General features: G+C 58.3%; 11 protein-coding genes and 2 pseudogenes. 6 read left to right on the top strand and 7 right to left on the bottom strand.

Going from position 1 to position 14,579, the window contains the following annotated elements; genetic code table 11:
• The first annotated feature begins 329 nt into the window (after positions 1–329).
• The 4 genes from AC13QE_RS26225 (at position 330) to AC13QE_RS26210 (ending at position 4,513) form a co-directional block, all read left to right on the top strand.
• The gene (locus AC13QE_RS26225; RefSeq protein ID WP_488485903.1) at positions 330–1,562 is read left to right on the top strand and encodes an ABC transporter substrate-binding protein; all 1,233 of its coding nucleotides are present in this window, start codon (positions 330–332) and stop codon (positions 1,560–1,562) included.
• Positions 1,563–1,648: 86 nt separating this feature from the next.
• Positions 1,649–2,515, top strand: coding sequence for a carbohydrate ABC transporter permease (locus AC13QE_RS26220; protein WP_488485902.1), 867 nt, complete (start codon positions 1,649–1,651; stop codon positions 2,513–2,515).
• On the top strand, positions 2,512–3,423 hold the full coding sequence (locus AC13QE_RS26215) for a carbohydrate ABC transporter permease (protein ID WP_488485901.1): 912 nt from the start codon (positions 2,512–2,514) through the stop codon (positions 3,421–3,423). Before AC13QE_RS26220 ends, AC13QE_RS26215 begins: the two co-directional genes overlap by 4 nt.
• A gap of 4 nt (positions 3,424–3,427) precedes the next feature.
• Positions 3,428–4,513: an ABC transporter ATP-binding protein gene (locus tag AC13QE_RS26210; protein WP_488485900.1), complete on the top strand. Its 1,086-nt coding sequence runs from the start codon at positions 3,428–3,430 to the stop codon at positions 4,511–4,513.
• Positions 4,514–4,556: 43 nt separating this feature from the next.
• Here AC13QE_RS26210 and argE read toward each other — a convergent pair whose 3' ends face one another.
• The 6 genes from argE to AC13QE_RS26180 all read right to left on the bottom strand — a co-directional run bounded on the left by argE (position 4,557) and on the right by AC13QE_RS26180 (position 11,706).
• On the bottom strand, positions 4,557–5,666 hold the full coding sequence (argE, locus tag AC13QE_RS26205; protein ID WP_488485899.1) for an acetylornithine deacetylase: 1,110 nt from the start codon (positions 5,664–5,666) through the stop codon (positions 4,557–4,559).
• A 73-nt stretch (positions 5,667–5,739) separates the two neighbouring features.
• Positions 5,740–8,097, bottom strand: a complete 2,358-nt coding sequence (locus tag AC13QE_RS26200; RefSeq protein ID WP_488486011.1) for a beta-glucosidase family protein — start codon at positions 8,095–8,097, stop codon at positions 5,740–5,742.
• A 191-nt stretch (positions 8,098–8,288) separates the two neighbouring features.
• Entirely contained in the window at positions 8,289–9,239 is a 951-nt protein-coding gene (locus AC13QE_RS26195; protein WP_488485898.1) for a LysR family transcriptional regulator, read from the bottom strand.
• Between the two features lie 50 nt (positions 9,240–9,289).
• The gene (locus AC13QE_RS26190; protein ID WP_488485897.1) at positions 9,290–9,961 is read right to left on the bottom strand and encodes a DUF1028 domain-containing protein; all 672 of its coding nucleotides are present in this window, start codon (positions 9,959–9,961) and stop codon (positions 9,290–9,292) included.
• A 14-nt stretch (positions 9,962–9,975) separates the two neighbouring features.
• Entirely contained in the window at positions 9,976–10,389 is a 414-nt protein-coding gene (locus AC13QE_RS26185) for a RidA family protein (protein WP_488485896.1), read from the bottom strand.
• Positions 10,390–10,440: 51 nt separating this feature from the next.
• Positions 10,441–11,706, bottom strand: coding sequence for a flavin-containing monooxygenase (locus AC13QE_RS26180; protein WP_488485895.1), 1,266 nt, complete (start codon positions 11,704–11,706; stop codon positions 10,441–10,443).
• 665 nt (positions 11,707–12,371) lie between these two features.
• On the opposite strand from AC13QE_RS26180, the pseudogene AC13QE_RS26175 reads away from it, so the two are divergent.
• Positions 12,372–12,473: pseudogene (locus AC13QE_RS26175) on the top strand (IS30 family transposase); the annotation flags it as partial.
• Between the two features lie 857 nt (positions 12,474–13,330).
• Here AC13QE_RS26175 and AC13QE_RS26170 read toward each other — a convergent pair.
• The gene (locus AC13QE_RS26170; RefSeq protein ID WP_488485894.1) at positions 13,331–14,218 is read right to left on the bottom strand and encodes a LysR family transcriptional regulator; all 888 of its coding nucleotides are present in this window, start codon (positions 14,216–14,218) and stop codon (positions 13,331–13,333) included.
• A gap of 265 nt (positions 14,219–14,483) precedes the next feature.
• On the opposite strand from AC13QE_RS26170, the pseudogene AC13QE_RS26165 reads away from it, so the two are divergent.
• Positions 14,484–14,579, top strand: a pseudogene (locus tag AC13QE_RS26165) (oxidoreductase); the annotation flags it as partial.

The following is a 14,579-nucleotide window of genomic DNA, read 5'->3' as shown; positions in this document are numbered from 1 at the left end:
CAGCCACCTCGCCTTGAGTGGAATCGAACCGTAAATCCATGCCTTAGTTGCTCTAAGAGATTGATAGCCTGAGGACTTCCTATGTGAAGGACCGGCTGCGGCGTAACTCCCCTGCTATGGAGTTGGCTCCAATAGGCAATTTCTTCAAGATATTAGCCGTCACGAGCGCGTATCGGCGTGACTCGATTTGTCTTTGCTGAACTTTGTGAACGCCCGCTGCCTCAAGAAGATCGGTTTTAGCGACGCAATGGCACATAAAATCGAAATTGCTATTCGACTGGTGGCGAAATTAACTCGACCCCGGAAATCAAGCCAATAAGGGGATCAAAATGGGAATGAAACTGTCACTGGCCGGCGCAAGCACAGCAATTGCGCTCCTGCTTTCGAACCAGGCCTTCGCGCAGACTGCTGAAGTCATGCACTATTGGACAAGCGGAAGCGAAGCCGCAGCCATCAAAGTCATCGCCGATGATGTCGCCAAGAAGGGCGGCACCTGGAAGGACAGCCCGGTTACCGGCTATGAAGCCGCCCGGGCCGCTGTTCTCAGCCGTCTCGCTGGTGGTGACGCACCGACTTCGATGGTCGTCGATCTCGGCGAAATCAAGCCGCTGGTCGAACAAGGCGTCCTCGCTCCGATCGACAATATAGCCTCCACCAAGGGCTGGCAGACATTCCTTCCGAGGCTGGTCGTCGATAAGGCGAGCGTTGACGGCCACCTCTACGCCGTTCCGATCGATATCGGTACCGCAAACTGGATGTGGTACTCAACGAAGGTATTTGACGACGTCGGCGTTAAGCCGCCGGCAACCTGGGATGAGTTCTTCGCCGCGGCGGACAAGATCAAGGCCAAGGGGTATATCCCGCTCGCCTTTGGGGGTCAGGCATGGCAGGAAGCCCTCGTCTTCCGGTCCATCATGATCGCGACCGGCGGCAACAAGTTCTACACGGACGTCTACACGAAGCATGACGTCGATGCCGCCGGCGGCTCGCTGATGGTAAAATCCTTCGAGACTTTCGCCAAGTTGCGCGGCTATGTCGATGACGGCAACACGAACCGCAACTGGAACGACGCCACCAACATGGTCATCACCGGTAAAGCCGCGATGCAGATCATGGGCGACTGGGCAAAAGGCGAGTTCCAGGCCGCCAAGATGACGCCCGGCAAGGAATATGGCTGCGAACTGGCGCCCGGCACCAATGGCGTTCTGAACATCGTTTCCGACACCTTTGTCTTCCCGGTCGGCGACAAGCCGGAACAGGTCGCGGCCCGCAAGCTGCTGGTCGACGTGATGATCGATCCGGAAACCCAGGTGGCCTTCAACTCCATCAAGGGCGCCCTGCCCCCGCGCCTGGACGTAAACCTCAAGGATGCGGACATCTGCACCCAGAAGGCAGTCGGTCTGCTCAAGGACCCGAACGCGCTTGCCCCGAACGCTGAGCTTTCCTTTAGCAGCGAAACTGTTGGGGCCATCAAGGATCTGGTAACCCAGTTCTGGAGCAATCCGTCCATGACGCCTGCTGAGGCGGCAAAGCAGTATGCTGATATTGTTGCGCGGAACTAAGACCTTTCGTTAGTCTCTGCTGCCCCGGCATCATTGCCGGGGCAGTCTCGTAAATGAGTTGCGACGTCGACCAACGGGGGCAAGCAATGTTTAAGAAGAACCTGGCGGCCAAGCTTACGCTTGTGCCGAGTGCCGTGGTCATCGCCGTCTGTTTCTACGGCACAATTCTCTGGACACTTTATATATCGCTGACGCATTCGACGATGTTGCCGAACTACAAGTTATACGGCTTCAGCCAGTATGCCACCCTGCTGTCCATGCCGCGCTGGCATACCGCTTTTGCCAACATGCTGATCTTTGGCAGCCTTTTCATAGCCGGTTCACTCGTCATCGGCACGACGCTCGCTGCATTGCTCGACCGGAACGTCAAGGCTGAGGGTCTCTTCCGCGTCTTCTTTCTCTATCCGCTTTCCATGTCCTTTGTCGTTACCGGCCTTGCATGGCAATGGTTGCTCAACCCGACGACCGGCGTCGAGGCGCTGGTACGCAGCTTTGGCTGGCAGGATTTCAGCTTTAACTGGCTTGCGAGCCCGGAAAAGGCAATCTACGCCGTCTCCATCGCTGCCATCTGGCAATCCTCAGGTCTTGTCATGGCCATCATGTTGGCCGGCCTGCGTGGCATCGACGGCGATATCTGGAAAGCAGCGAAGATCGACGGCATCCCCGTCTGGCGCTCCTATATCAGCATCGTGCTTCCCATGCTGCGGCCTCTAATTCTGACCTGCGTCATCCTTCTGGCAACGGCTGTGGTCAAAAGCTATGATCTCGTCGTCGCGATGACGGGCGGTGGCCCGGGTATCAGCACGGATGTCCCCGGAAAGTTTGTCGTGGACCTCCTTTTCCAGCGCGCCAATATCAGCACCGCGGCTGCCGCCGCCATCCTGATGCTGGTAACAGTCATCTGCGCGCTTTCCCCCTATGTTTATATCGAGCTCAAGAGGCAGAAGCGATGACTGCGACCCCTCTCGCCCAGTCCGGCGCACCGGTGATCTATAGCGTTCCCCGCGCGAAAAGCGCGAAACCTGGCCGCGCCCTACTTTACGTCATCTTGTCCGTGGCGCTGGTCTACTACGCGATCCCGCTGCTGCTGGTGATCTCGACGTCGCTGAAGACCACCGACGAACTGCGCACGGGCAACATCTTCACCCTGCCCCAGAGCCTCAATTTCGATGCCTGGTCGAAGGCATGGATGACGGCCTGCACCGGTATCGAGTGCAACGGCATCCACGGAAATTTCTGGAATTCCGTCGAGATCGTCGTTCCGGGCGTGATCTTCTCGATCCTGTTCGGCGCTCTGACCGGCTTTGCCCTTTCGCAGTGGCAATCGAAGGTCAGCCGCGTCATCCTGCTGTCGCTGATGCTCGGCGCCTTCATACCCTATCAGGTCATACTTTATCCGATGGTGCGCATCTTTAGCAGCATCGGCCTCTACGGAACACTGCCGGGGATCATCCTGATCCACATCATATTCGGCCTGCCCTACATGGCGCTGCTGTTCTTCAACTTCTACCAGGGCGTTCCGCCGGAGCTTTCGAAGGCAGCCAAGATGGATGGAGCCGGCTTCTTCACGATCTTCTTCGAGATCATGCTGCCGATGTCGGTCAACGTGCTTGTCGTCGCCCTCATCATGCAGGCGACCGGTATCTGGAACGACTTCCTGTTGGGCCTGATCTTTGCCGGGCGAGACCACCTGCCGATCACGGTGCAGCTGAACAACATCGTCAATACAACGACCGGCGTCAAAGAATACAATGTTAACATGGCCGCGACCTTCCTGACCGCGCTGCCGCCACTTCTCATTTACATTCTTTCCGGACGCTATTTTGCGCGCGGTCTCGCCGCCGGCGCAGTAAAGGGCTAATGCAATGACACAGATCTCCGTTATTAACGCCAACAAGTCCTTCGGACCACAGCATATCCTGCGCGATATCAACCTCCAGGTCGCCAGCGGCGAGTTCATTGTGCTCTTGGGCTCCTCCGGATGCGGCAAATCCACCTTGCTCAATGTCATTGCCGGCCTTGAGGACCTCGATACCGGCAGGATTGTCGCCGGCGACCAGGATGTCACCAACGTTGATTCAAGTCGTCGCAACATGTCGATGGTCTTCCAGTCCTACGCGCTCTATCCCACGATGACGGTGCGCAAGAACCTTGGCTTCGGCCTGCGGGTCAACAAAGTCGCCAAGGCCGAGATCGCCAAGCGCGTCGAATGGGCCGCGAACCTCCTGCAATTGACGCCTCTTCTCGACCGCCGCCCCTCGCAGCTCTCAGGCGGGCAGCGTCAGCGCGTGGCGATCGGGCGGGCGCTTGTACGCCGAAGCCCTATCTGCCTGTTCGACGAGCCTCTCTCGAACCTCGATGCAAAGCTGCGCACGGAGATGCGCCTGGAAATCAAGAGGCTGCACCAGGAATTGCGCAGCACGATCGTCTATGTCACACACGATCAGATCGAAGCCATGACGCTGGCAACGCGCGTCGCAGTCATGAAGGCTGGCAAGATCGAGCAATATGCCACACCGGATGAACTCTACGAGAAGCCGGAAACGCTGTTTGTCGCCGGCTTCGTGGGCTCGCCGAGCATGAACCTTCTCTCGGCCCGCATCAGGATCGAAGATGGCGAGCCAATGGCAGTCTTCGGCGACTATCAGCTGCCGATTGATGCCTATCCGTTCCGTCAACCTGCCGTCAGCGGCCAGGGGATAGTCATCGGCTTTCGGCCGGAAGACATCCAGCTTGCCGACGATCGCACGACGCTGCCAACGCTCTTCGCGCCGATTACCTTTATCGAGCCCATGGGCGCCGATACGCTCGTCTGGTTCGCACTGGGAGAACAGAAGTTGTCGGTCCGACTTCCTGCGGCCAAGGCCCGCGGCCTGTCAGGAGAAGTCCGCTTGGCCTTCAATCCCTCCATCGCCTCCATCTTCTCGAAGGAAAGCGAGCAGCGCCTGTAGGGCGCAGTCGCAGCCGCCGGATGCGGCGACTGCCCCTCGACATCTAGCAGAGTTCGCCGATCAGACGATCCATCATGGCGTCGCAGAGGTGCAGCTCGGCTTCCTCGATATATTCGTCGGGTTGATGACCCTGATCCATGTTGCCGGGGCCGATAACGACCGTTTCAAGTCCCAGTCTCGTTGCGAATAGTCCAGCCTCGGTGCCGAAGGATACTTTCGTCGTAGGCGCCTGGCCGAGAAGATGCGCTGCAAAGCTAGCGGCATTGCTTTCTGCCGCGGTGGACAGCCCTGGATAGGCATTGCGGACTTCGATTTCCGCTGCAGGGTCCGCTAAGGCGCGGATGCGGGTCAGGATCTCCTCGACATTATCCTCAGCGAGATGACGTATCTCGAAGTCGACGGCCGCACGTTCGGCCACGATATTCAGGACCTCGCCGCCGGCGATCTTGCCAACATGAACAGTGGTGTAGGCGATGTCGTAGTCCGCATCGCGGCATCCGCTTTCCGCGATTTCCTGCTGCACGCCGCGTAGATTGCCGACGAAATCGCAAGCCAGATGAATGGCGTTGATGAAACGCGGTGCCAGCGAGGAATGGCCTGCCTCGCCTCTGAAACGAGCCTGCGCGGCCACCTTCCCTTTGTGACCAAGCGCGATCGCCATCGATGTCGGCTCTCCGACGATGCAAAGCGAAGCCCTGAACTGTTCCTTCGCCAGGACATCGAGCAGGGAGCGCACGCCGACGCAGCCGATCTCCTCATCGTGCGAGAAGGCGAGATGCAATGGCCGCTTCAATAGTTTGCCATCGATGCGGTCGGCAGCGGATAGCGCGCTTGCAAGAAACCCCTTCATGTCCGTCGAGCCACGGCCATGGAGCCGAGAGCCGCGGCGCGTCAGCCGGAAAGGGTCGGAGGTCCATGCTTGCGTTGCGACCGGCACCACATCGGTGTGGCCGGAAAGAACAATGCCGTCATCCTGGCGGGGACCGATGCTGGCAAACAGGTTCGCCTTTTTGCCAATCTGGTCAGCAACAAATCGGCACTCGAAACCGCGGTCGTGGAGATAGGTTTGGACAAAATCGATCAGCGGCAGGTTGCTATTAGCGCTAACGGTGGGGAAGGCGACAAGACGATCAAGCAGGTCAAGCGTATTCAAGAAATGACACTCCCAAAACGGACGAAGGCCCGCATCGCAGCGAGCCTCCATTATTCTCTGTCTTTGACGGCCCTCAGCGGGCCATCGTCTCTTCATCAGCCATTGTCTGGTTGATATCGGCGAGCAGTGCCGCGATATCACCCTTCGGGAAGGCCTGGCGGAAGCGCCGGTCGAAAGTCGTAAACATGCCGAAGAACGAGTTGGCGCAATGTTCGAGCATCCGGTCCGCCTCACCTTCGTCGATCGACAGGTGCTTCTGGAGGAACTGATTGAACTTGGCCCGTGCGATCGGATTGGCGAGGATAAAGACGGGCTGCGTATCCCACTTCACTTCACGATGGCGCGAGGCGCGCGAACGGATTTGCAGTGGCGCTGCCAGATGAATGTCGCGCGAGGACGAACCGATTTCGATCTGCACGGCATCGTCATCGAGGATCCAGCGCCCCTTGCCGGAATCATAGAGCGCGAAATCCGCAGCAGGGATCGTGAGCGACACCCGCTTCGATTCGCCCGGCGCCAGATGCACCTTGGCAAAGGACTTCAGTTCGCGCTTCGGACGCTGTAGCCGCGGCTTGCCGTAGCTCACATAGAGCTGGGCCGCTTCCTTGCCGGCGACGGCGCCGGTGTTGGTCACAGTGAAGCTCGCGACCACCTCTTCGCCGACATTCAGCGCCGACCGATCCAATTTTAGATCGGAATAAGCGAAGGTCGTATAGCTTAGGCCGAAGCCGAAGGGGTATTGCGGTTCGATCTCGCGCGCATCATACCAGCGATATCCGACATGGATGCCTTCGCTGTAGTAGTGGCGACCGTTCTCGCCGGGGTAGCTGAGATAGGAAGGCATGTCCTGCATGCGCTTCGGGAAGGTTGTTGTCAGCTTGCCCGAGGGATTTACGACCCCAAAGAGAATGTCGGCGATACCGCCGCCGGTCGCCTGACCGGAAAAGAACATTTCGACGATCGCCTTCACTGCCGGAACCCACGGCATGACGACTGCGTCAGGGCTGGCGATGGCAACGACGACATTCGGGTTGACGACAGTAACGGCGCTGACGAGCGCATCGTGACCCGGCGCGAGGTCGAGCGTCGTGCGGTCAGAGCCCTCGCCGTCGTACCCATTCTCCGTACAAACAAAGATGACAACCACGTCGGCGCCGCGTGCGCCCTCGACAGCCTCCGCAATGAGTGCCGCGCGCTCACTCTCGACTTCGCTCGTGCCGCGATACTGCTCGACCTTGATGGCATCGCCGGCCAACTTGACGATCTCGTCGATCGGCACATCGACAAGTGTCGGCGTGGTGGTCGCGCAGCCCGAGCCCTGAATGACCGGAACGCCGGCACCTTCGCCGATGACGACCATCCGCTTGACCTTGGCGGGCGTGATCGGCAGCAGCTGATCGTCATTCTTCAGGAGAACCATGGATTCGCCTGCCATGCGACGGGCGAGCTTGTGGTGGGCATCGCGGTCGAACACCGTGTTGCGCCGCTCGCCGAGCTTGCTGGCGCGCACTAGCGCCAGAACGCGGGCGCAGGCTTCGTCCACCACGGCCATGTCGACCTTTCCAGCCCCGATGGCCTCAAGAAGGTCGCTCTTGCGGGTTTCGCTTTCCGGCATGTCGAGATCGTTGCCCGCCGCCAGGGAAGCCGGACGATCCTTGATGCCGTGCCAGTCGGAGACGACGAGACCTTCATAGCCCCACTCCTCGCGCAGTACCTTTGTCAGAAGCCAGTGATCCTCAGCCGCCTGAACACCGTTCAGGCGATTGTAAGAGCTCATGACCGTCCACGGATTACTCTTCTCGATCGCGCGCTGGAAGCCTTTGAGATAGATTTCCCGCAAGGCGCGCTCATCGACGACAGAATCCATCGAGGTACGCTCGACTTCGGAATTGTTGCAAGCAAAGTGCTTCAGCGATGCACCGACACCGTTTTCCTGTAAGCCGTTGATGACGCCGGCTGCGAAATCACCGCTGATGACCGGATCCTCACCGTAATATTCGTAAGAACGGCCGCCGAGCGGTGTGCGGCGGATGTTGATGCCGGGGCCGAGCAATAGATGCACGCCAAACTCCTGGCATTCCATGGCGAGCGCAGTGCCAAGCTCATGGGCAAGATCGACGTCCCAAGAGCAGCCGAGGCTGGATCCGTTCGGGAAGCAGGTGGCTTGCTTCATGGCGCCCCATGCCACTTCGACATGGCTGGCTCGCTGGCCGACGACATTCAGGAAGGCCGAGAAATCGACGCCACCGGCTTCTTCATTGTCGATTTGGTGGATGGAGTAGCGGACACCATAAGTGCCATCGGTCATGACGATGTTTGGGATGCCGAGGCGTTCGATTGCCTTCGTCTTCCACATCCTATGCCCGGCCAGAAGGGCGACTTTCTCCTCGTTGGTCATTTCGGCGATCAGTGCCGCGAAGTCGCCGTTCATAAGCTTGTCTGAATTCACGTCATGTCTCCAAAGTGACTATGTGCTGGCACTCTACGAAGGACGCGCCCGGTTAGCGCGCGATCGTAGGTGCTGTGCAGAAATCGTTGCGCTAAGCGATCATGGCACTCGCCTGGCCTCAGAGAAATAATGCATTTCCGAGGCGACGCTTCATCAAAAGCTTGGCAGCCCTATCACGTTGACACCTTGCGGCGTTCCATGACCGGGGCGACCATCCCAGGTATGTAGGAGTCGGACACACACGACTTGCAATGCTGCTCGAACATCTCGATCAATCGAGGCTTGCGATTTTGCTTTAGGGTAAGGACTCCGATGACCATCGGTTTTTGGTTGCCGGAGATCGGCACACGCACGACCGTCCGGCCGTCCATTGCCAATTGCGACCGAGGCCGAACATTTGCGATCGTATAACCATAACCATTCGCCACCATTGTGCGAATGACGTCCTGGTAAGCAGAGCGCATGGCAATGAACGGTTCGACGCCCGATTTTGCGAAGAGCCCTAGGAAATATTCGCGGCTGATGGGCAGATCCAACAAAATGAGCGGGTAATCGGCCAATTCGTCCAAGCTGACAGATGGGTAGCGCGCGAACGGATGCGATTCTCCAACGAGAATATGTGGAGGCAGCGTTGCAAGCGGCGTGAACTCGAAATCATCCGTGATGAGCAGGTCATAGCTGATCGCAACATCGATTTCCGCACGCTGGAGCTTTCCCAGCAGCTCTTCGTGATCGCTGACCGTCTGAATAATTCGCGTTTCCGGGAAAGCTGAGGTGAAGGAGTGCGAAAGCTCCGGCATGATCATCGAGGCAAGCGTCACCATACATCCGAGGGAAAGCTGGCCGCGGACCTTTTCATTAACTTCGGAGGCGACCGTGTAGATATTCTCGGCCTGCTCGACGAGTTGCTTGGCTTCCGCCAGCATAAGGCGGCCAGCCGGCGTCAGCGAAAGGCCTTTCGCATGGTGGCGCACGAAGAGCTGCGTCTGCAGTTCCGTTTCCAAATGGGTGATGGCAGTGGAAATCGATGGTTGGGAAATATTCAGTCGCTCGGATGCGAGGGTAATACTTCCTGTCTCCGCAGTCGCAATGAAATATTCGATCTGGCGGAGCGTGTATCTCATAGCCTCATCATATCTCTGCTAGCTGGAAGAACAAGCAGCGGGCGATCGCATTATTCATCGCCCGGCACCCCAAAGGATGGGGCGGCGTTGGGGTCAAGCGCCCGCTTAACGTAGTCTTCCATTTGCGGCTCATAAATCGCCCAAAGATCCTGGAGGGCCTCGATCGGCTGATCATGCCAGTCTACGCGGAGATCGACGATTGGCCAGGCAACGTTGCGGACAACCTTCAGTCCCGCCGAGCGTACGGGGCCCGCCTCGCCGCCTGCTTCAAGCCCAGCGGCAAGTGCCTTCAGCAGCCTGGAAGGAAGATCGCCAGGGGATATCTCGAATGCGGCGACCATGCGCTGCGCGACATCGGTATTCGCCAGAAGATTGCCGGCGGCGATGCAGCCCTCGCCCTTTGCCATCGCATGGACGCCGAGCGTACGCTCGCCGGAGTGACCGGCGACGTGTCCACGTGCATCGACGATTGCCAACTGCCGATAGTCGGCAAAGGGGTTCGATGCCAGCAGCCGGCCAAGCGCTTCTTCCGCCGTCGCCCCCATTCCCAGCATCTCCAGGCCGGATATGCCGAGGCTGGGATCGGTGATGTTCTGACTGGCCACCACCCCGGCGCCAGCTCGGGCATGCGAGCAGCGCGCGGCGACTGCCGGAGAGGAGGAGGAGATGGCGATACCGAACATGCCGGTCTTGGCGCAGCGGGCGGCGATGGAAAAGGTCATGGGCTCACAAAACCTTATTCAGGAATGACGGCAATGGCGTCGACTTCGACAAGCCATTCGGGACGGGCAAGCGCGGAGACGACAATTCCCGTCGAGACGGGGAAGACGCCCTTCAGCCACTTGCCGACGACGCGATAGACGGCCTCGCGATAACGCGGATCGACGATGTAGATGGTAATCTTGCAGACGTGATCGAGCGACGAGCCGGCTTCCTGAAGAAGCATCTTGATGTTGGCCATGGCCTGTTCGGTCTGGCCGGTGACGTCGCCGATCGCAACGCTGCCTGAGGTGTCGAGGTCCTGGCCGATCTGGCCGCGCACGAACACCATCGTGCCCTTAGCGACAACCGTCTGGCAAAGGTCGTTGTCCAGCTTCTGCTCCGGATAGGTATCCTTGGTATTGAACTTGCGGATGCGTGTATGGGTCATGTTGAATTCCTTGAATCGGGAGAACTTTATCGCTGGATCCTGGGGGGTGCCTTAATCAGCTTTCTGGTTCGAAGGCCGGTATTCGTTGTACTTGCGCTGTGTCGAGATACGGTCGGCGATATGCTTCGCGTCATGCCACACGCCCCAGATGAAGCTCGATCCGCGGCGTGACTGCCACGGAAGGCCGAGGAAGTATATACCGCGCTCAGCCGAAACACCGCGCTGGTGTTTCGGACGGCCGCGCTCGTCGAAGACATCCAGTTTTAGCCAGCTGTAGTCTGAAGAGAAGCCGGTCGCCCAGATGATCGTGGTAATCCCGGCCTGCGCCAGATCGAGATTGAGGATAGGGTAAGAGACGCAATCCGGCTGCGGTTCGAAACGGCGCGCTTCGGGATCTTCCGGCAGGTCGATGCCGTTCTTCGCAGCATAGGCATCCGCCTCGTCCAGCAGCGCCATGTAGTTGGCATCGCCGCGATCCAGGTTGGTGGCAAGATCGTCGGAAAAGCTAAGGTTTGTTCCGTCAAAGCCGATTGTGCGGCCGAGCAGGATCATGCCCTTTCCGGCGAGACGGCGGAAATCGATCGTGTAACCGCCCCGCGCACCGCTGACGGCGATCGTCACATGTTCGGTGCCCGGACCGGGTGTTTCCATATCCCACTTCCCCAGAACGCCCAGCCACCAACAGAAATCGCGGCCACGATAGGCGCGCGGCGGGCGATCATGCGGGCCGACGGAAAGATAGACTTTGCGGCCGGAAAGCATAAGCTCCTCGGCAATCTGGGTTCCGGAAGAACCGGCGCCGATGACGAGAACAGCTCCTTCGGCGAGCTGGCCTGGATTGCGGTACTTGGTCGAATGCATCTGCGCAATACCGGGTGCATTCGCGATCAGGTCGGGAACGACAGGCACTTGGAAAGCACCGGTTGCCGCAACAATGTTCTGTGCATCGATCACGCCTTGCGAGGTTTCGACCCGGAAGCCGGGGCGTCCGACATGCCTTTCGACGCTCCTGACTTCTACGCCGCAGCGGATAGGAGCATCGATCTGCCTGGCATAGGCCTCGAAATAGTCGGCAACGGCATCCTTTGCCGGGAAGCCATCCGGATCGAGATCGGGAAATTCCATTCCGGGGAAGCGATCATGCCAGGCGGGGCCGTTGGCAACTAGCGAGTCCCAACGCTCCGAGCGCCAGCGCTCGGCTATACGGCTACGCTCGAGGACTAGGTGGGACACACCGGCCTTGCCCAGGTGTTCACTCATTGCAATGCCGGCTTGCCCAGCACCAACAACGAGAGTGTCCACGGTTTCAACTGCCATTGCTTGCGTCCTTTTCCCTTAAGGGCTGTATGCGGATTGTGACGTCCGGTGTAGTTCACAGCCTTGCCGGGGAAAATTACGTTTTTAGTTTGCAGTGATTAGGCTGTCGCTAAGCTGATGAATGTTGGTGGTCCGCTGCCATCAGTTGAGTGTGCTGTGTTTCCACGCAATGGGGCATGATCCCTCGATGAGCTATGGGCTGCTCTTGATGGGATATGAACGCGCAGCTCCTATACAAGAAGCTCGATAGATCAGATAGTTATGCTTCTAAAGCGGCTTCACAAAAGTATCGAATGCCCCCTCCCATGCACCCGTATCTCAAATCCACCATCTCCTGAGATCCGTCCAATTCGCAGTCTGCGGCACCCCAGGTCCTTTGCCCGTCAATATCTTTTCAGGCTTTAAAACCATGCCTGCTCGGCATGATGGATGCATCTGGAAACACGCAATCTTAAGCCATCCCATCCACGGGCCAATCTTTGAAGGGCGGCGCGCTTCTTTGGCAGCCACCAATTATTGCAGTTTCGACAACGCATTCGAGATAATTGTTGCAATTGCCGGCGGTTGGAGCCGCTTATCTGATTTTTAGCCGGCTAAATATCTCCGACCTATTCTTCAGTGAGATATTCAAATAATTTCAATGGCTTCACTTTGGACATCTTGGCATGCCTCGATGCTATACGCAACTGACCCTCGCCGATCGACGACGTCTCCATCACCTGGTCGAGCGCAAGGTGCCGATAAACGAGATGGCCCGCCAACCTGGGTGCGAAGGTGGCCTGTTTCCGCTCCTAAGTACCTCTCAGTTGCCGCCACCAAGGGAGTGGTCAACGGAAACATGTTGTTGACCCGCGATATAAAGGAGGTTTTTCAATGTATGGCGGAGACTTTGGAGCTGCTGAATAGCGATGGCGTCTGCAGCAATGGGTGTATAGTCTAGTCGCGACAATTCTGGTCGGCGTCTCTCGATATCTGCAAGAAGAGCCTTGCAGATCAGGATCTGTTCAAGAATAAAATCGTCCGACGCCTGTCCCATCGGGAAATATTACTAGTAATTCTAAGATTATAGGTTGACGGAGATCAATAAGCTTCCCGGCACTCCTGCAAATCATGATCGTTGTCTTCAGACGGGGAAGAACGGGAACGGTCATCTCTATTGGGACCATCAATTTCTTCAATAATGGAAAGGGATTCGGCCTCATCGCACCGAACGATGCAGGCAAGGATAATCTTCGTTCACGTCTTCGCGCCCCGGAAGCGACAGCTCCCCGCCAAGGGCACAAAAGTCTCCTACGATCTCGGTCAGGATCGCAGGAGATTGGGGTCGGGACAAGATTACTGCGAAATCGTACGTTTAGGCGGGAAAGCGATGCTGAAGATCGACATTCGTTCCCTAAACTGCAAGCAAAGTAGGATTCCAACCTATCCGTCTGAAATTCCTCGGTAGCGGTCATCTGCTTTGTCGGTCTGGAATGAGCGATTTGGGGCCGGGAGAGGACCGTCCACTATGCATTTCGATTTCACGGAGAGCAGTCACTCGGCGCCTGTCAGCCTTGGGAGTGCCAATCTCTGGCAGCAATTTCACTAACCCATCTGTGGCGTTGGGCACGGGACGTCAGCCGCGTTATATGGACCGCCCGGCAAGGAGCGGAGTGTATCCGGCGAGTCGGTGGGATATGAACTCTGTGAAAATCCGGACGCGCTTCGTCTTGCGTGTCTCCCCCTGCGTAAGAAGCCAGACCGTCGCACGTGATTTCAGATCGATGCCCGGAACTCTCGCCAGCAGGTGATCGGCATCTCCGACGAAACAGGGCAGTCTGGTGATGCCGATCCCCTGCCTTACCGCAGCGATCTGCGCGTCGGCGTCCGGCGTCCTGAATGGAACCCCTGTGGCGCGAAACTCCCCTTCGTCGACCCAGTCCGGAAGAGCCTGACCGCCGACGACGATGGGCCGGATTGGATGTGGCGCACCCGCACGCCACGCTGCCAGTCTATCGCGGGACATATAAACGCCCGCGAGCAGATCCGGACCTTTTAGGCCATAAAGATTGAGCGGCAGGGTTTTGCGATCGGAGACCATCCGGATCGCCACATCCGCCTCCCGGTTGGTCAGATTCACGACCTCGCCGGTCGATACGACCTCCATCTCGATGTCCGGATGCAGACGCGCAAAATCTGCGATATCCGGCATGAGCAGGTGTGTCGCAAGGAACGGGGGCAACGTCACCCGCAGAAGCCCGCGTACGCTCTGATCGCGCCCGAAGACGCGCGTCTCCAGTTGGTGCGACGAGGCTTCCATCTGGTTCGCGAACTCGAGAACCTCCTCGCCCGCAGCCGTTAGGCGGTAGCCCGAAGGCAGCTTTTCGAACATCTGCGCGCCGAGGCGCTCCTCGAGTTGAGCAATACGTCGAAGCACCGTCGCGTGGTTGACTCCGAGGCTCTTGGCGGCAGCCCGCACTGAGCCGCCACGTGCAGCGGCAAGAAAATATCGAACGTCATCCCAGTCGATCATGGTCCATTCCCGCGCCGCATGAGGCGGCTTCTGAGGACCATTCTACCCTACTTGGCCGGATTTCACATGATCGTCGCTGCGCTCGGTCACGTAAGTGGATCGTTTTCGCACCACGGATGCGCGCGATTGCGCACTCACCGCTTATCGCCGGCGGACCCATATCGAGGATGTCGGAGGATGTCTCCGCAAAGCGATGACCCGAGACGCGACACAAGGAATGCATGACATGACTAGATCGAATGGAAAGACCGCCGTGATCACGCGCACCGGCATCCGGGTCAACGTGCTGTCGCCCGGGGCGACGGCGACCGAACTTGCGAAGGAAGCGCTCGGAGAGGAGGGCCAGAAGGCGTTCGCCGCG

It is taken from the genome of Martinezella sp. CNPSo 3957 (assembly GCF_057784395.1).
The sequence above is the reverse complement of the archived record's forward strand: the minus strand, read 5'-3'. Positions and strand labels throughout refer to the sequence as shown.